The following is an 18,368-nucleotide window of genomic DNA, read 5'->3' as shown; positions in this document are numbered from 1 at the left end:
ACAGGCTCAACTGTACTAATACAGTCGAGCCTGTTTCTATTTTTTATAGAACAGTTTCATCTGGTATTTCCAGACTAACTAATTCATGAACTTCTATGATGCCTGTTTCCTCTTTTTCATTTATGAAAAATGAACCATTTGAAACTCGGTCATTAATTGGAGCATCTGCAGAGTTAATCGTCATACGGTTGCCTTTTTGAGTGAGAATCAACAGCTGCTGATTGGTCTCGGTTGTGCTTTCTCCCATATAAACTACTCTATGAGGATTGCTCTTCAACTCTCTAAGTACCATTAATCCACGTTTCGCACGACCTAGCTGATTTAACTCCTGTGCAAGCATCCGTTTCATACTGCCTCGCTGAGTTAAAATGGTGATAGGCGTATCTCCATTTTTATAAACAAGCAGGCCATTTACTACAAAATCATTTTCTTTCAGATTAATTGATTTCACTCCGGCAGCTTTTGCACCAACAACTGGTACCTCGGACAACGAGTAACGCAAACCAAAGCCGCGATGACTAACCAGGAAAACATCCCAGCCAGAGGGTTCAGCTACTTTGCATACATTCACCAGCTCATCATCTTCTGACTTCAGTTTCATACAGGAAACCGGACGGCTGCGATACGTGCGCCAAGGTTCAAACTCAGTCATTTTAGTCTGCTTAATCATGCCTTCTTTAGTAATGAAAACAAATGCGGCGTTTTCATCTAGTGTTTTATACGGATAAACAGCAATGATGGATTCATCAATTGCCATTCCCCCAATCGTTTGAGAAATATGTTCGCCGATGTCTTTCCAGCGCAAATCAGATAACTCGTGAATCGGACGGTAAATGACGTTAGCCTTATTCGTAATCAGCAGAATATGATCCAGCGTGTTGACCTCACCGACGAAGATTGGAAAATCACCTTCCTTCATCCCCAGCTCTTCTGGTTTAGAAGCAGCATACGAGCGTAAACTACTGCGTTTGATATACCCTTCCTGAGTTACTGAAACAACGACATCTTCTTGTGCAATCAGAACTTCTGTCTCAATCTTAATTTCTTCGATTTCATCTTCAATCTTAGTCAGGCGGTTGGAAGTATATTGTTTTTTCACTTCTCTCAGCTCTTTTTTCATGACAGATAACAAGGTTTTTTCATTATTCAGAATTTCATTTAAGCTCTGAATTTCCTCGTTTAATTCCTTTGCTTCTGCTTCCAGCTGTGTAATATCTGTGTTTGTTAAGCGATACAGCTGTAAGGTGACAATTGCTTCAGCCTGAGCTTCAGAAAATGCATAGGTCTCTACTAGATTATCTTTTGCATTTTTCTTATCTTTACTTCCTCTAATTGTAGCAATTACCTTATCCAGAATAGAAAGGGCTTTTATTAGACCGTCAACAATATGCTGGCGTTTCTTAGCCTTCTCAAGCTCAAAACGGCTGCGATTGGTAATCACTTGCTTTCTATGTGTGATGTAGCTTTCTAAAATACGCAGCAGACCTACCTGATGCGGCGTCATCTTATCGATTGCAACCATATTGAAGTTATAGTTAATCTGTAGCTCAGTATTTTTGAAAAGATAGTTAAGAATTCCTTCTGCATTTGCATCTTTTTTTAATTCAACTACCATTTGCAGCCCTGTCCGGTCAGTCTCATCTCTCACTTCAGCAATTCCATCGATTTTTTTACTTAAACGGATTTCATCGATTTTTTTCACCAAAACAGCCTTATTTACCTCATAAGGAATCTCAGAGATGATAATTTGCTGTTTACCACCCTTTATATCTTCAATTCTGGTTTGTGAACGGAGAATTACTTTGCCCTTGCCCGTTTCGTAAGCCTTTTTAATTTCTTCTTTTCCCTGCAAAATTCCCCCAGTAGGAAAATCTGGACCAGGGATATATTCCATAATTTTTGCCAGTGAAGCATTGGGATGGTCAATAAGGTATATTGTTCCATCGATGACTTCCATTAAATTGTGAGGTGGAATCTCAGTTGCATATCCTGCAGAAATCCCAGTTGAACCATTCACAAGCAGATTGGGAAACTTCGCCGGTAAAACAGTTGGTTCCTTTTCTGTATCATCAAAATTCCAAACGAAATCTACGGTTTCTTTCTCAATATCCCGCAGCATTTCTCCACTAAGCTTCGATAAGCGGGCTTCTGTATAACGCATTGCAGCAGGTGGATCGCCATCCATGCTCCCGTTATTCCCATGCATTTCGATAAGAACTTCTCTTAACTTCCAATCCTGGCTCAGGCGCACCATGGCTTCATAAATACTGCTGTCGCCATGAGGATGATAGTTCCCCATAATATTTCCTACTGACTTCGCTGATTTTCTAAAGCCTTTATCAAACGTATTGCCGTCCTTATTCATCGAATACAGGATTCTTCTTTGTACGGGCTTTAGCCCATCTCGAATATCCGGCAATGCACGTTCCTGAATAATATATTTGGAATAGCGGCCAAATCGGTCGCCCATTACTTCTTCAAGAGTCAGTTCCTGAATTTCCTGACGTTCTTCCAAAACCGTCACTCCTTTGCAAGGTTTGAGACTTGGGCATCATTCCTGTCTCTTTCTTTGTTCTATTTTCAACTAAACCAAATGTCAAACTGGTTTTTTTGATGCTAAACATTTTTGGTTCAATTCATTTAATCTGCTGTTAGTTCTTCTTTTACTTCACAGAAGCCATTAAGACAACAGCTCTTCTATCATCGCTGTAAGTACCCGTTTATCCTTATCTTTAAACAGAAAAACAATCGATTATAAATCTAGTGAAATTTCTTCAAAAACCGGTTCTTCTGATTTCGCTGCTGGCTCAGGCTGTGCTGCAATAGCTGTTTCATCCTCTTGCTTATCAAGGATGCTGCCTTCCTCCTCTAAGGTAAACTGAACATGTTTCTCAATCCACTCACGTCTTGGCGCTACTTTATCCCCCATCAGGGTAGTAACCCGACGTTCCGCTTTGTCATCTTCATCGATTTTCACTCGAATCAAGGTTCTTGTTTCAGGGTTCATCGTTGTTTCCCACAACTGGTCTGCATTCATTTCACCCAGCCCTTTATAACGCTGAAGCATATAGCCTTTTCCGATTTTCTTTGTTGCCAATTCTAATTCTTCATCTGTCCAGGCATATTCCATTATTTCTTTTTTTCCGGAACCTTTTGATACTTTATACAATGGCGGTAATGCAATATATACTTTACCGGCTTTAATCAACTGCTTCATATAACGGTAGAAAAATGTTAACAGCAGCACTTGAATATGGGCTCCGTCCGTATCCGCATCGGTCATTATGATTACCTTATCATAGTTGCAGTCTTCAACTGAAAATTCTGCTCCCACACCTGCACCGATGGTGTAAATCATTGTATTAATTTCTTCATTTTTTAGAATATCCTGCATCTTGGCTTTTTCAGTATTTAATACTTTTCCGCGTAGCGGCAGGATCGCCTGAAACTTCCGGTCACGTCCCTGTTTAGCGGAGCCTCCAGCAGAATCTCCCTCCACTAGATACAATTCATTTCTTTTAGGATTGCGGGATTGAGCAGGCGTTAGCTTACCAGAAAGTAGTGATTCTTTTTTCTTTTTCTTACCGTTCCGGCTTTCTTCTCTGGCTTTCCGGGCAGCTTCACGAGCCTCCCGAGCTTTAATTGCCTTACGAATCAACATCTGACTTAGATCGTTGTTCTCCTGAAGATAGAAGACCATCTGCTCGCCTACTGCTGTATCTACGGCATTTCTTGCTAATGGTGTTCCCAGCTTTTCTTTTGTCTGACCTTCAAACTGAAGCAGATTTTCAGGAACTCTGATAGATAAAACAGCTGCTAGACCTTCACGGAAATCACTACCTTCAAGATTTTTGTCCTTTTCTTTCAAAAGCCCCACCTTGCGGGCGTACTCGTTATACGCTTTCGTCATAGACGTCTTCATTCCCACCTCATGGGTTCCGCCGTCTTTTGTTCGAACATTATTTACAAAGGACAATACGTTCTCTGAAAAACCATCATTATATTGATATGCCAGCTCTACCTCAATACCATCTTTCTCTCCGGAAAAATAGACCACTGGAGTAAGGACATCCTTTTCTTCATTTAGATAGTCAACAAATTCCTTGATTCCTTCTTCATAATGAAAGACTTCTTCCTTTGTTTCCTCTTCTCTTAAATCCTTTAGAACGATTTTAACACCCTTCAAAAGAAACGCTGATTCCCGTAAGCGTCCAGCCAATGTTTCATAAGAGAACTTAATAGTCGAAAAAATCTTTTCATCTGGTAAAAATGTTACAGTCGTTCCATTCTTTTTTCGTGTTTTTCCAATTTTTTTCAAGGTGCCAACTGGCTTTCCGCCATTTTCAAAGCGTTCCATGTACTCGACACCGTCTCGAACAATACGAACCTCCAGCCATTTAGAAAGTGCATTAACCACACTCGCCCCTACGCCGTGAAGTCCGCCAGATGTTTTGTATCCTCCCTGGCCGAATTTTCCGCCGGCATGGAGCACTGTAAATATCACTTGAACAGTCGGGATACCAGATGCATGCATACCAACCGGCATACCACGTCCAGAATCTTCTACTGTCAAGCTATTATCTTTATTAATCGTTACTCTAATTTCATCACCATATCCGGATAATGCCTCATCTACCGCATTATCAACAATTTCATAGACTAAATGGTGTAGTCCTCTACTGTCAGTAGACCCGATGTACATTCCCGGGCGCTTACGAACAGCTTCCAGTCCTTCTAATACTTGGATGGAAGAATCGTTATATTCATTGTTTACTTTTTTCACCAAAGAAAAAACTCCTTATACTTGGATTTCTCGCAGCTTCAGCCACATCATTACAATGATACTCTAAAAGCTCTCAAAAAAAAAGAGCTTTCCTAGGTTGTGCTTAAAAATACCAGTGACGAATTTTTTTAGAAATTTTTCTGTCCCTCTGCTTCAGAAATACTCGCTTATTCCATTATAAGCTATGCTTTCTTTTTGGTTTCCACAAAAAATCTCAAAAATTCGGATTTCACTGTCTTTTTCAGCTACACCTAAATAGGCAGCTCTTTCTTAATAATATACGTAAAGTCATTAAGAAGACATTTTTGCTAGCTCTATTTTAATGCATCGATTCATGATAATATCATTTCGTCCAGCATTTTTCAATAGTTCAGCTGCTTCTTCACTTTCCAAGCCCAATTGTGCCCAGAAAACACCTGCATCTGTTTGCAGAAATTCTTCGGCGACCTCTGGCAGGAATTCACTTCTTCTGAAAACGTCTACGATATCAATTTTTCCCGGAACAGACTGTAAATCCTTATAAACCTTTTCGCCGAGAATCTCCTGACCTTCAAGAACAGGATTAACTGGAACTACTGTGTACCCTTTATCCTGAAGCAGTTTTGCGATTTGATAACTGGTCCGCTCTTCTTTATTGCTCAAGCCGACAACGGCAATTCGCTTAGCTTCTCTTAAATAAGAGAAAATTTGTTCATCTGACGGATTCTGAAATGTCATGATTGATCCACCTTTCCATTACTTCATCTTTCTCTATTCTATCATTAAATATCAAAAAAATCTGTTTTATACGTTAGATTGACTATGCCGCTACAATCGTCAGCCCTTCCAGTTTTCTGAAAGCCATTAAGAATTCATGATTGTTTGGAAAAATCTTTCATGATAAAATGAAGTCTAGTTTGAATAAAAGAAAGGGGCGTACACATGAAACTGGTACTATTACTGTTCATCGCCTATTTATTAGGATCTATTCCTTCCGGGGTATGGATCGGAAAATTATTTTTTAATAAAGACATTCGTGAATATGGTAGTGGAGGAACAGGAACAACCAATACCTTTAGGATTTTAGGAAAAAAAGCAGGAATCGTTGTTTTACTAATGGATATTTTAAAAGGAACACTAGCTACTAGTCTGCCAATGATATTTTCGATAGCTGTCAATCCATTAATATTTGGGGTAGCCGCTGTATTAGGACATACCTTTCCGATTTTTGCTAAATTTAAAGGAGGAAAAGCTGTTGCAACCAGTGCAGGGATGATACTAGCCTATAATCCTTTGTTTTTCCTTTATTCTGCGGCAATTTTTGTTATTTCTCTCTTCATTTCCAGTATGGTTAGCGTCACTAGTATGGTCAGTGCGGTATTGATTACCTTATCAACTATCTTTTTACCTTATATTTTTCCACAAATATTACCACAATTTGATTGGCTGCTGACAGCCATTGCTGCTGGCTTGACTATCTTCATTTTCATCCGCCATAAAGACAACATTGGCCGAATCAAGAATGGAACAGAAAACAGAGTGCCTTTCGGGCTTAACACAAAAAAAGAAAAATAATTATAAAAAAACCAGAGACAAGCTGCTAAAATAACTTGTTTCTGGTTTTTTGATACATTCAGCTGCTTATGTCTTATTTTACTGGTTCTAGAATATTTTGTGTTGGTGGAAATTCCTAAAGGAAAACCCATCAGCACTTTTCTGAGTGTTCAAACACAAAAACAGATAAAATGAAAGCGGCCAGAACCACAAATTGATGGTGTTACAGAAAGATTGAACAACAAAATGAAAGACATCCAGCGAGCGGCTTATGGGTATCGCAACTGCTATCCTTCTTGTTCACGTATTTACCTTGTTCAAGGTCTTTTTTTCTCAATATTAAAAGGAGACACGCAACCAATAGCTCTGCAGCTATAGAGGCAAAACATAATGAACTTATAGGCTTATCATTGGCAGCGGTCCTCCTAGTTCTAAAAAAGAACTTGAAACAAAACCAGAATGTCTCTGATTTTTATTTCAAGCTCTACAAGTTTATTCGGTTTTTGTCCTGCCAACACAATTGTCATGGAACCATTGTCATTGTACTCAGTTGCAAAGTTGCTTATTCAACGATTATTTTACACCAATCGTATAATCTGTTTTAAATAACTTGTTTGCTGCTAAACGATTGATGCCGAATTTATCAATTAGCTGTCCATTGCTTTCCACAGTATCTGCAATTCCGCACCATGGTTCAATACAGACAAACGGTGCTTCAGTAGCATACGGTGACCAAATCCCGACAAAAGGCATATTCGTATAGCTTAAAGAAATTCCTCGCTCGCCTTTGTCGCTTTGGATAATCACCTTGTTTGCTCCAGGTGTTTCAAAAATAAGCGCGTCGTTCACAAACAGTTCCCGACTTAAATCAAAAGCCGCACTTGTTTGTCCCAATGTTTTATTTTCTAAATCAAGATAAGGTCCAGAAAGCGGAATTTGAATACGGTCCTCATTTGGTTCCAAAGAAAAATAGTAGTCGGTTAAATCCAAATCCTTTTCTAAAGGCACATTAAATGCGGGATGTCCCCCGACAGAGAACAACATTTCTTCTTTCCCCGTGTTCTCTACCTGATAAGAAACCTTGATGCCCTTATCTTCAAGCTCGTAAGTGATAACTAGTTCGAAATCAAATGGATAGACCTTTCTTGTCTCGTCATTGCTTTTTAACGAAAGAGAAACCAGACCATCGCCTTGTTCAAGGACTTCAAAGTCTTTATCTCTTGCAAAACCATGCTGGCCCATCGGATAGACCTTATTCTGATAGGTATACCGATCATCCTTAAGTCGCCCGACAAATGGGAAAAGAACTGGTGCGTGTCTACCCCAGAAGGCAGGATCAGCCTGCCAGATATATTCTGTATTGGTTTCTTTGCTTTGTAAACTCACTAGCTCAGCACCCGCTTCAGCAATTGTCGCTTTCAATTTCTCATTTTCAATGACGATTGTCATATCTCATCCCTACTTCCGCTTTTTATCTAATTCTTTAATGAATTGCTTATTCAAAATCTTTAGGTATGTTCCTTTCATTCCCAGGGAACGTGATTCAATAATACCTGCTGATTCCAGTTTTCTCAGCGCGTTCACAATCACAGAACGAGTAATACCGATTTCATCGGCAATGCTGGATGCCGTCAAGCGGCCTTCTTCTCCATCAAGAGCTTTAAATATTGCCTGGACAGCCTTCAATTCGCTGTAAGACAACGTATTCACTGCCATTTGAACCGCAGTTGCACTGCGAACCTCAGCCTCAATACTACGGGACTGCTGATACAAAATCTGCATACCAACAACCGTTCCGCTGTATTCTGCTAATACTAGATCCTCATCTGTAAAAGAACCTTCCATCTTCGCCAGGATGATTGTTCCCAGCCGCTCGCCTGCACCAAAAATAGGGATGATTGTTGTTAGGCCATTGGGATATTCTGCCCGCAACTCAATAGGAAAGGCCGTCAGATCACTATTGATTTGAATATTTGATTCTGTTTTCTGCAAGACACCTACAGCATCTGTATAGCTTTGAGGAAATTGTTTTTCTTCAAACATATGCTTCACTCGGGCATTGTTCACATCTAGTTTTTCATTGTAGCCCAGCAATTCACCATTGCTGCTGATAATATAGGCGTTACTCACTAAGATATCTCCGAGAATTGTTGCCATTTTACCATAAGGTAAATCAGCCTCCAAATCAAACGTATTCTTCTGTTGAAGCAAGCGGTTAATCTGACGTGTCCGTTCCAATAAAGTTTCCATAATTCTACCCCTTTTCCTGCTTATACTTATAAGATGTAACGACTTAAATCTTCATTTTGCGCAATGTCATTTAGTTTTTCGTTTACGTATGCTTCTGTAATGGTTATTTCCCCCATCTGCATATCAGGAGCTTCAAACAACAGCTCTTCCAGTAAACGTTCTAAAATCGTGTGGAGTCTTCTGGCACCGATATTATCTGTTTCCCGATTTACTGTAAACGCAATATGAGCAATTCGCTCAATCGCCTCCTTAGTAAAGGTTACAGTAACATTCTCTGTGCCAATCAATGCAATATACTGCTTGATTAAAGCGTTGTTCGGTTCCGTTAGGATACGTACAAAATCCTCTGCTGTTAAGTCTTCCAGCTCTACTCTAATAGGAAAACGCCCTTGAAGCTCTGGAATCAAGTCACTCGGCTTCGCCAAATGGAAAGCGCCAGAAGCGATGAATAAAATATGGTCGGTTTGAATGACTCCGTATTTTGTATTCACCTGAGAACCTTCAACTATTGGTAAAATATCTCTTTGAACGCCTTCTCGTGATACTTCACCAGAATTTTGCTGATTCTTTGTTGTGATTTTATCAAACTCATCGATAAAAATAATCCCGCTGGATTCTGCCAGCTTAATCGCTGCACTATGAATATCAGCATCGTTAACAATTTTGGCAGACTCTTCCTTAACTAGAAGCTCCTGTGCTTCCTTAACTGTAACAGTGCGGTCCACTTTTTTCCTCGGAGACAGTGCACCTAAAGTTTCACCCAAATCAATCCCCATCTGTTCCATTCCAGAATTCATCATCGGCATTGTTTTCTTTGGTTCATCAATTTCAATCGTTACTTCACGCTGATCCAGAAGTCCGCGTTCCAACTGATCCAAAACGGTTTTTCGATTGACCTTGATTTCTTCAGTAACCTCTTCCTGTGTTTCTTCAGGCTGTTGTCCCGCGCTAAACATTTTCATCATTTGATCAAACTGATTGCCGCTTGCCTGCTTTTGTTCTTTTTTGATTCCAGGAACCAGCGCTTTAACCAAACGCTCATTGGCTTTTCGCAAAGCTTGTGCGTATACGTTACTATACTGTTGTTTTTCAACAATTTTAATTGCATTTTCGACTAAATCACGAACCATTGATTCCACATCGCGGCCCACATAACCAACCTCAGTGAATTTCGTTGCCTCAACCTTAATAAACGGCGCATTGACAATCGTCGCCAGTCGTCTGGCTATCTCCGTCTTACCTACACCAGTCGGTCCAATCATCAGCAGATTTTTGGGTGTGACATCCTGCTGCATTTTTTCATCCAGCTGCAGCCGACGATAACGGTTTCTAAGAGCTACTGCCACTGATTTTTTAGCATTTGTCTGCCCAACGATATACTCATCCAGCTCTTTCACGATTTCTCTTGGTGTTTTATTTAATTCTTTCATACTATTTATCCCTCATTTATATTTCTTCTACAATAATATTGTGGTTCGTAAATACGCAGATATCCGCAGCAATATTCAGTGCATTTTCTGCAATTTCCTTAGCTGACATCTCTTTGTCTCCATAATGCTTCATTGCTCGAGCAGCAGACAGCGCAAAATTTCCGCCCGAACCGATAGCCAAAATCCCATCATCTGGAGTAATAACTTCTCCTGTTCCGGAAACCAGCAGCATCTCTTTTTTGTTCATTACAATCAGCATTGCTTCCAGCTTTTGCATAGACTGCTGCGTCCGCCATTCCTGAGCCAGCTCAACTGCGGCTCTAGTTAGATTGCCGTTGTATTCATTTAGTTTTCCTTCAAATTTTTCTTCTAAAGTAAAGGCATCCGCCACACTACCGGCAAAACCAACAACAACCTCATCGTTGTAGATTCTACGCACTTTCTTTGCAGTACCTTTCATAACAACAGATTCGCCCATCGTTACCTGACCATCTCCGGCCATCGCAAATTTTCCATCTTTTTCAACAGCACATATGGTTGTTGAATGAAATTGTGATTCTACCATGCTACATCCTCCTGGTTATCGTTACTCATTCATAGTTTTTGATGATTTTATAATTTAATGAATGCAAGATTCTATTTATTCTAATATTGAAATTATCTGTCGCTCCAAGCTTTTCAAAGACAAATTATTCAGCTTGCTTATACTACAAACATCAAGTATAACAACGTACATGTTATTTTTATGACAACAAACCTTACGAACGCTTCCTTAGTTACTCTCCGCCTAGTGAACGGCAAAGTATATTTTCATACAAAGAACATATAATATTAAGATTTGCTCTACGCCCGCGGATGAAAATTTCGGTAGTTTTTTTGAAGACTTTCTCTGGTGACATGAGCATAAATTTGTGTAGTCGATAAATTAACATGCCCTAAAAGCTCTTGAACCGTCCGCATGTCCGCTCCATTATTTAACAGATGAGTAGCAAAGGTATGCCGCAGCATATGCGGGTGAATATCCATATTCAGACTACTCTTTTTTATCAGCTGGTTTAAAACATACTCAATCCCTGTTGGTGTAATAGGGTCTCCCCGATGATTTACAAAGATATAGCTGTGCTCCTTACCATATTTCTCCATCAAAGGTTTTCGGCCATTCTCCAGATAAACAGTCAGAGCATCTGCAGCAAAAGAACCAAAAGGAACATATCTGTCCTTATCTCCTTTTCCCGTGATAAACAACGTGCTCATAGGAAAATCCACTCTTTCCAACGTGAGTGACGCACATTCACTAAGTCGAAGCCCAGTACCATATAAAACTTCCAGCAATGCCAGATTTCTCAATTCCAGCGGCTTGTCTCCCTGTGCTGCTTCAAAAAGCTTGTCCATTTCCTTTTCATAAAAAAAACGAGGCAGCTTCTGCTGCTTTCTTTTCAAATGAACATAGGAAAACGGATTTTCAGTTATTTGTTCATTTTTCAGTAAAAATTGATAAAAGGTTCGTAGGCTGGCGACTTTACGCCCGACAGAATTTCTACTGTACTCTTCATCGTACAAAACACCTAAATAAGTACGTACATCCAAATGATCTATTGAAAGATAATCCTCATTTCCGGATTCCTTTAGAAATGCCAGAAAATGAGTTAAATCATTCTCATAAGCAATTTTTGTCTTATCAGAATATCCTTTCTCAACTAGTAAATAATTGAAAAATAATTCAATCCAATTCTTATCCATGAAACCCCCTCCAGCAATTACACTGTAACTTTAGCATAACCAAAATTAAAAGACAAATGAATTGTCAGAATTTAATCAATATTTCTAAATTTGTTCACAATTCATAATTTTTTCTAACGTTAGCAGGTTCTTCTTGCCAAAATAAAGAACCCGGAAACATTGTTCAGGGTTCTAAGGAAAGCTGTTTATTTATGATATTATAACAGCTATTCCTGATAGCTAATTTTTATTTGCCGTTCTTTTAAGTCTTCAAGGAATTGCTCTCGATTAACGGTTAGACGATCAATAGTAACCATCTTTTTTCCATTAGAGAAGAGACTAAGCTCATGTTTTAGTCCCATAGAAGCATAGTCAATATCTGCAAATGTCAGTCGGCGTTCCTTCTTTACAGAGTATCTTATCGTGATTTCTTCATTTTTCACATAGATGCGCCATCTTTTGGCTGCAAGCATACCAACAAAACCTATTAAGGCAAAAATTAAAAAGAAATACAGATGCCCATAGGTAGCACTTTGATTTCCAAATAGTTTAAATAGTAAGAAAAGGATAAAAAATCCTAATCCACAATAAATCATCATTTTCAATACAAGTATTAATCCATAAGGAATTGTCAATTCGTAAGAACGCATGCTTTCACTCCAATTTTTATGGTTTTTTCGAATTTAATCTGATTCATCTGTTAATTAAATTAGTCTCCGTATTGTTGCTTGTAACTATTAGGCAAATCTTTCCAAAGCTCAGCTGGTATACGATTACTATCGATTATTTCATCAGCAAAGTCATGCTTGGTCCAACTATCTCCTTCATTCGTCCAATAAAAAAGACCTAAATCACCACTGTACACCCAAATGATATCTTCATTATCTCCCCAAGAAAGAATAAAACGATCTCGCTTTCTAAAATAATCATTTGCTTCATAAATTGTTGTATTTTTGCTTCCCTTTTCCCACACATTAAACGAATAACCAGGCACTTCAGCCTCATCTTCTGTATTTACTTGAAGCAGCTCATATTTCCCGGAAGGAGAATCATTGGCAGAAAAGATTTCCTCACTTCTTGAATCTTGTGCCGGATTGAAAAGATACAAAACCAATAAAAAATAACCAGCTGCCAACAACCCAATAACACCTAAGGTCCCAAGAGCTATTTTAATTATAGTTTTCATTTGCGCTCCTTTTCCAGCTTCGATTTGCTTACTAATATCAATGTTAATATCGTTGAAGGAACGTCATCATCATAAAAATTGCTAAGAATATGGACATCTTCTACTCTATAATACATCTGAAATCAAAAGCTCAAATTGATAGTAGTTAATCAAAAACATTGTTTTCTAGTAAAAAGAAGAACAAACAATCTACTAATCTGTTCTTCTTTTAGTTCATCTTTACCTTTAGTCTTCAGAATTTTGATAAGCTCCTATATGAGAATTGGGATAATAATAGAGTTCTAAAAAATCCCCTTTATGAATTGTTTTATCTCCATAAAAGCTAACATGGATAATTTCTCCAGTTTTATCATCTTTAATTTTTATTGCACGTACTTTATTTGTCTCTTTTCCGGTGGATTGATTAACTGCTGGTCCTGAAATAGCGATGTATTTCTTTTCTAAAACATAAGGCAAATCCTTAATTAGATTCACACCACCAGAAAGAACAACTAAACATAAAACTAAAAAGACAAGATATACCCCTGTTGTCATTATTCGGCCATATTTACTGACAAAATCTTTCGTTGAAGAAACTGCCCTTTCAGGAGTAAATAACACCCCACCTCTAAAATATTTTACTGATAGAAAAATCAATACGATAAATGTTGCTATTGTAACCACAAAATTACGATAATATAGATAATTATTCATTATTTTTCCTTTTTTTATCCTAGGCACTTGATATATTCTTTTAATAGTTTGTATTTACCGAATATTTTTCGTATACCTTAGCAATCGAGAATTCTTATTCACTTTTTTTATGGGTTAATATTTTACCATAATAAGTATCTCCAGATTTTTGATAAGTAAGATGCTGAATTTTTACATAATCCCCCTTTTTCATGCGATTCGAATACAAAATAATCTTTATTTCCTCACCATTTACTGTTTTTACAACTATCTTCTTTCTTGAAGGAGAAGCACCATAATTTGCATCCTTTAATAGTCTGCCTTCTACTTCTGGCAAATTTCCTGTAACAATATTCGGAATATCTCGTGCTACAGGAATAATTAGCGTCCACCATATATATGGGGAAAGAAATAAAAGTGCTAATTTCAGAAAAATATTAAGTTTGTGCATATTCTTTTTCTGTTGTTCTGTTGCCTTTTTCGTTGGATATAGCAGTTCTTTTCTTTGAGCTATTTTAATGTATCCTGATATAAATAATATTGAGAAGAAAAGTGAACTTAGTACAGATAGAATTATCATTATTCACACTAGTCCTTGTACGTTTTAGTTTTACTTTATATGAACCCGATTAAACAAAAGACAATTGATTCTCTCGCTTTAGTTATAACTCTTTGAAGTAAAAGCTACTCTTTATACGTTTAACTGGATTCATATAATTAAAATTTTAAAAAGAAATTCCTTCCTTTTTTAAAGCGTTCAAAAAATTTTGTAAGCCATCACTTTGAGGTTCAATCGAAACAAATTTTTTACCATTGGTTCTTATAAGAACTACCGCACCAGACTCTTTTTTAATGATTTGCTTAATCTCCGAAAGTGAAACCTTTTTCTTCTTTCCAAGCATTGGTATCACTGTAACGGAGTCTCCTTCTATTTCAACTCTCCAACGATTAAACATAAAGTATAGGAGTGAAAGAATTAAAAATATAACTATCCCCAAAATAATATGTGAGATTCCACCATTCATTTTAAAGTAAGCATACAAAAAGAAGATGATTGTGAGCACTCCTAATATAACACCGAATCTAAATAACGAGATGACTATGGCAGGAAAAACGACAAGATTTTTTTTCACTTTTTTATCACCTTCTACTTTCCTATTGGATACACGTCTCATAATTATACGAATGATAACTAAAGAAGCACTAACCGCTACAACTCTAATAGCAATAGTCGCTAAGCCATTATCCCTAGTATCGTTAACAGTTTCATTATCAGAATTTGCTGTTTTGTTACTAATTGATTGTGGGAATGAAATAGATTCATAGTTGCCAACTTGTATATGGGAATAGTTACTAGCGAGACTAACCCATGAGCCTGCAATACCTAAGCCAATAAACGTATTTACAAGAAAAGTTATTTTTTTTGATTTCTTTTCATTGATTTTCTAGATTCTTTAGGTGCATTTTCCCATTTAATTAATCTAACTTTCTTATATACTATATAGATGAATACTCCTGTAAAAACTAACGTGAGAAAAAGTTGTTTATAAAAATTTGCCAATAATTCGTTCAAGGTGAATCCTCCTTAATTGACTTATCACTCATTGAGCACACACGTATCGTCAACAACTTCAAACCCTAAGTTTTGAAGCCAGTCTAGAATTACACCTAAGAAATCAAATATGCCTTCGAATACATCAACTACTGTTTGAGGAATTCCTCCAATCGTTTCCAATCCTAAAATTTTCCCCCACGTTCGTGAACTCAAACTCCCTAGTGTCCAGTGCCCCCTCTTAATATTTGTGTTAGCTCGCCTTGCAAGACTTTCCCAGCTATGCTGTCCAGTTAAACCCAATTTATTGCTTAATTTATCACCAGCCCAACCAGTAACAGCTCCGACACCTGCTCCAATTCCAGCATTAATAACCGTATCAAATGCTAAATTACCAACATTTTGCCAAGAAAGCTCCTTGTTGCCACCGAAAAACTCAAACTCAGCTACACCATTTATAAGTGTTGCCGTAGCAGCTCCTCCTACAGCCCCTCCTGCAATTGATGAAACATAGTTACTGACAGAGGATGGTTTTCCAGAAATAACATCAGAAGCGACTTGAGTTACCAGTCCAACTGCACCACCAACAACCGCACTAACAGCAATATGTAACCATAGTCCATTTGAATCAACTTAGGTTAACGGATTATTCATTGTATAAACATATGAATTTGTACTCTGCCCTATTGCTAATGGATCAGGAACAAATTTTTGTAAAGGATTGGGTATTTCGCTAAAAATTTGTTGTTCACCATAAATCATATTATCAGGATTCCAATGCATATCCTTACTAATAAACCGCCCTTGCTCTTGATCATAATACCTCGCCTGTCCATAGTTCAGTCCACTAATTTCGTTTTTTTGATAATCTATAGACGAACAATACTCCTCATGATTTCCCATGATTCCATAAGTTTTTCCATACCAATAGATGATTTCTACTGTAGATTAGTAAAGAGTGTAAGAAATAAACTAGTATTCTAGTTCTTTCTCCACCCTAAAAATAAATATTTCATAGTTTTTTTCTGTATATAAATTACTTTATCAGAAGTATTTTTTGATTGTCAATATTTAATATACTGGACTTTTTCATAATCTCTTTTTTGCATATAATTTGAATAAAGATTCGTCTTAGTATGTTAAAAAATGTTGCAAAAATCATATTCTTTTTCCTAGAAAAATTCCTAAAGTTTTTTTATTCTTGCTCCTGATACTCAATTTTTATTTTTCTTTCCTTTAAAACTTTAATAAAATCTCCTATGTTAACTACTAAACGATCAATTGTAACTATTTTCTTTTCTTTAGAATAAAGCCTCAACTCATCCTTTAATCCAATAGAAGCATAATCGATATCCTCAAACGTTAACATTCGCTCTTTTTTTAAAGAATATCTAATCGTTATTTGCTCGCCTTCTACACGAATTTGCCAGCGTTTAACTGCCACAATAATTAAAAAGCTCGTTAACATCATAAACAAACCCATCATAACATGACCAAAAGTTCCGCCTGTATGACCGAATAATTTAGGAAGCATCGAGAAAACAATCAATCCCATTCCAACATACATTAATAATTTCAGTACAAAAATCAATGCTTGAGGTATTTTTAAATTATATGAACGCATTATTTTCTTTCCAACTTTCTTAGTGAGATTCCAATTCCAATAGTGTACCTCTTTTCAGATGGGGCAAATACACAACTTTTAAAAAATCTCCCTTTTGAATTGATTTAGCCGAATAAAATCTTAGTCGAATTTGCTCATTTTTTTGTTTATCTTGTATTGTAACAATTTTTGGAACTCTCTGATTACTTGTCCCAGCCGAAGTTAATGCTGTTCCTTCAATTGTTTTATAGTCTCCATTTAAAACATTAGGTATATCTCGAATTCCAGGTACTACTAGACCCCACATCACTATACTCATCCAAAGTAAAAATAATACTTTTACAACTAAATTTACTTTTTTTTCATGCTTTTTCATCAATTTTTGCTTAGAAGGTGCTGCTTTTTTATAACTTATAAAATTTTCATTTTTAATTATTTTAATAGTACCAATCACTGACATTGCTGTAAAAGCAATTACTAACCCATACAATAATACAAGATAAGATTTGCTCATTTTGTAATCTCTGACTTTCAAAAATTTTAGACATAAATTATTATTCTAAACAAGCATCTTTATTTTCAATAAGATTTTTGAACATTTCACCAGTAAATGGCTCAATTATCATTTTTGGATTTGTTAATCCTTTAATCAATTCGTCTAAAATCATTCTAACGCTATTATTTCCTAATATACCTGTAAATATCGCACCATCATCTTTTATAACGCATTGTCTTAATTTAATCTGGAAGCTCTTATCGATTTAGCTGGTTTAATGCATTGCACTGATAGTTAGTTGTTCCATTTTCTTCTGTTTTAGCGATTCGATTGTCGAAAGCACACTAGGTGCATATTTTTTAAGAGAGTCACCTAACCAAACAAGTCTACTTAGAGCTATCAAATTATGAAACATAAAAACATGGAACAGCTAATCGATTTACACGAAAAGCTGCTCCATATTTTTATTTGAGAGCTACTTTTATGTTTTTAGCATCAAGTAGTATATGTTCGAAATACCAGATATAAAATATATTCTTTCCTTCATTATACTCAATAATCTCAGTAGGTAGCTGCCCATTAACTGTTAAATCGGCGATTTCCGCGTGGATACTTACACCATAATATGGTTGATGAGCAGGTTTTTCATCAAGATTTTTATATGAAGTAGCTAAAAGTGCTAAATGTTCTCTCACTGCCTTCTCAAGAGTTTCACCATTTTTTCCTTCTACGTTCTCACGAGCACTATAATCAAAATAATACTTTGCTTTTCTAGATAGAGATTTTTGGATTTCCATTTTCTTTCCATTTTTGACAAAAGAAGAAAACTCCATATTTTGCTTTTCTTTTATTATAATGTCTGTCCAATCTCTATCAGAAAATTCGGCTACGATTTCTCCATCAGTAACTCCATATGGATTATTAGTATTTTTTTGATTGTCAGTATTATAGAAAGATTTGAACAGAATTATACCTAGTAAAACTGTTCCAATTACTAGTAGTAAGATATTTCGATTTTTTTTAACCAAAAAATATCTCCTTTCTTTTTCTAACCGGGATAAGATCAAGCAGATTTCTATTTGTTAACAAAAAAATGAGTAGTTTATCTATTTTTTTAAAGATAATATAATTTTAGGATTTCCAT

20 protein-coding genes and 1 pseudogene are annotated in these 18,368 nt (G+C 36.7%); 2 read left to right on the top strand and 19 right to left on the bottom strand.

The window, feature by feature from the left end:
• Positions 1-43: 43 nt before the first annotated feature.
• The 3 genes from parC to ACYSNQ_RS03705 form a co-directional block, all read right to left on the bottom strand.
• Positions 44-2,515 carry a DNA topoisomerase IV subunit A gene (gene parC / locus ACYSNQ_RS03715; RefSeq protein WP_426081463.1) on the bottom strand — a complete coding sequence of 824 codons (2,472 nt, stop codon included), beginning with the start codon at positions 2,513-2,515 and terminating at the stop codon, positions 44-46.
• Between the two features lie 237 nt (positions 2,516-2,752).
• A complete protein-coding gene (gene parE / locus ACYSNQ_RS03710; protein WP_426081462.1) occupies positions 2,753-4,786 on the bottom strand; it encodes a DNA topoisomerase IV subunit B in 2,034 nt (677 codons plus the stop codon).
• A gap of 288 nt (positions 4,787-5,074) precedes the next feature.
• Entirely contained in the window at positions 5,075-5,500 is a 426-nt protein-coding gene (locus ACYSNQ_RS03705; RefSeq protein ID WP_426081460.1) for a CoA-binding protein, read from the bottom strand.
• A 204-nt stretch (positions 5,501-5,704) separates the two neighbouring features.
• Here ACYSNQ_RS03705 and plsY point away from each other — a divergent pair, with 204 nt between their 5' ends.
• Positions 5,705-6,337: a glycerol-3-phosphate 1-O-acyltransferase PlsY gene (plsY, locus tag ACYSNQ_RS03700; RefSeq protein WP_426081459.1), complete on the top strand. Its 633-nt coding sequence runs from the start codon at positions 5,705-5,707 to the stop codon at positions 6,335-6,337.
• Between the two features lie 195 nt (positions 6,338-6,532).
• A pseudogene (locus ACYSNQ_RS03695) lies at positions 6,533-6,694 on the top strand (transposase); the annotation flags it as partial.
• Between the two features lie 195 nt (positions 6,695-6,889).
• Here the strand turns inward: ACYSNQ_RS03695 and ACYSNQ_RS03690 are convergent.
• The 16 genes from ACYSNQ_RS03690 to ACYSNQ_RS03615 all read right to left on the bottom strand — a co-directional run bounded on the left by ACYSNQ_RS03690 (position 6,890) and on the right by ACYSNQ_RS03615 (position 18,252).
• Positions 6,890-7,765 (bottom strand): aldose 1-epimerase family protein, encoded by an 876-nt coding sequence (locus ACYSNQ_RS03690; protein WP_426081458.1) that lies wholly within the window; start codon positions 7,763-7,765, stop codon positions 6,890-6,892.
• Positions 7,766-7,774: 9 nt separating this feature from the next.
• Positions 7,775-8,566: a GTP-sensing pleiotropic transcriptional regulator CodY gene (gene codY / locus ACYSNQ_RS03685; RefSeq protein WP_426081456.1), complete on the bottom strand. Its 792-nt coding sequence runs from the start codon at positions 8,564-8,566 to the stop codon at positions 7,775-7,777.
• A 26-nt stretch (positions 8,567-8,592) separates the two neighbouring features.
• The gene (hslU, locus tag ACYSNQ_RS03680; protein ID WP_426081454.1) at positions 8,593-9,996 is read right to left on the bottom strand and encodes an ATP-dependent protease ATPase subunit HslU; all 1,404 of its coding nucleotides are present in this window, start codon (positions 9,994-9,996) and stop codon (positions 8,593-8,595) included.
• Positions 9,997-10,012: 16 nt separating this feature from the next.
• Positions 10,013-10,561: an HslVU peptidase proteolytic subunit gene (gene hslV / locus ACYSNQ_RS03675; RefSeq protein WP_426081453.1), complete on the bottom strand. Its 549-nt coding sequence runs from the start codon at positions 10,559-10,561 to the stop codon at positions 10,013-10,015.
• A gap of 278 nt (positions 10,562-10,839) precedes the next feature.
• Complete coding sequence (gene xerC / locus ACYSNQ_RS03670; protein WP_426081452.1) at positions 10,840-11,736, bottom strand: tyrosine recombinase XerC; 897 nt, start codon at positions 11,734-11,736, stop codon at positions 10,840-10,842.
• A 206-nt stretch (positions 11,737-11,942) separates the two neighbouring features.
• On the bottom strand, positions 11,943-12,365 hold the full coding sequence (locus tag ACYSNQ_RS03665) for a DUF6560 family protein (RefSeq protein ID WP_426081451.1): 423 nt from the start codon (positions 12,363-12,365) through the stop codon (positions 11,943-11,945).
• Between the two features lie 59 nt (positions 12,366-12,424).
• Entirely contained in the window at positions 12,425-12,901 is a 477-nt protein-coding gene (locus ACYSNQ_RS03660) for a hypothetical protein (protein WP_426081450.1), read from the bottom strand.
• A gap of 225 nt (positions 12,902-13,126) precedes the next feature.
• The gene (locus ACYSNQ_RS03655; protein WP_426081449.1) at positions 13,127-13,594 is read right to left on the bottom strand and encodes a hypothetical protein; all 468 of its coding nucleotides are present in this window, start codon (positions 13,592-13,594) and stop codon (positions 13,127-13,129) included.
• Positions 13,595-13,688: 94 nt separating this feature from the next.
• Complete coding sequence (locus ACYSNQ_RS03650) at positions 13,689-14,153, bottom strand: hypothetical protein (RefSeq protein ID WP_426081447.1); 465 nt, start codon at positions 14,151-14,153, stop codon at positions 13,689-13,691.
• 145 nt (positions 14,154-14,298) lie between these two features.
• Positions 14,299-14,796: a DUF6560 family protein gene (locus ACYSNQ_RS03645; RefSeq protein ID WP_426081521.1), complete on the bottom strand. Its 498-nt coding sequence runs from the start codon at positions 14,794-14,796 to the stop codon at positions 14,299-14,301.
• 191 nt (positions 14,797-14,987) lie between these two features.
• Positions 14,988-15,146 carry a hypothetical protein gene (locus ACYSNQ_RS03640; RefSeq protein WP_426081446.1) on the bottom strand — a complete coding sequence of 53 codons (159 nt, stop codon included), beginning with the start codon at positions 15,144-15,146 and terminating at the stop codon, positions 14,988-14,990.
• Between the two features lie 24 nt (positions 15,147-15,170).
• A complete protein-coding gene (locus tag ACYSNQ_RS03635) occupies positions 15,171-15,341 on the bottom strand; it encodes a hypothetical protein (protein ID WP_426081445.1) in 171 nt (56 codons plus the stop codon).
• A 417-nt stretch (positions 15,342-15,758) separates the two neighbouring features.
• A complete protein-coding gene (locus tag ACYSNQ_RS03630; protein ID WP_426081444.1) occupies positions 15,759-16,028 on the bottom strand; it encodes an RHS repeat-associated core domain-containing protein in 270 nt (89 codons plus the stop codon).
• Positions 16,029-16,320: 292 nt separating this feature from the next.
• Complete coding sequence (locus ACYSNQ_RS03625; RefSeq protein WP_426081443.1) at positions 16,321-16,749, bottom strand: DUF6560 family protein; 429 nt, start codon at positions 16,747-16,749, stop codon at positions 16,321-16,323.
• Between the two features lie 19 nt (positions 16,750-16,768).
• Positions 16,769-17,242 carry a hypothetical protein gene (locus ACYSNQ_RS03620; protein ID WP_426081442.1) on the bottom strand — a complete coding sequence of 158 codons (474 nt, stop codon included), beginning with the start codon at positions 17,240-17,242 and terminating at the stop codon, positions 16,769-16,771.
• A 446-nt stretch (positions 17,243-17,688) separates the two neighbouring features.
• Positions 17,689-18,252, bottom strand: a complete 564-nt coding sequence (locus ACYSNQ_RS03615; protein ID WP_426081441.1) for a hypothetical protein — start codon at positions 18,250-18,252, stop codon at positions 17,689-17,691.
• Between the last annotated feature and the right edge of the window lie 116 nt (positions 18,253-18,368).

Source organism: Enterococcus sp. LJL51, from assembly GCF_054871795.1.
Note: the sequence above shows the minus strand (reverse complement) of the source record. Positions and strands in the feature narration are given on the sequence as shown.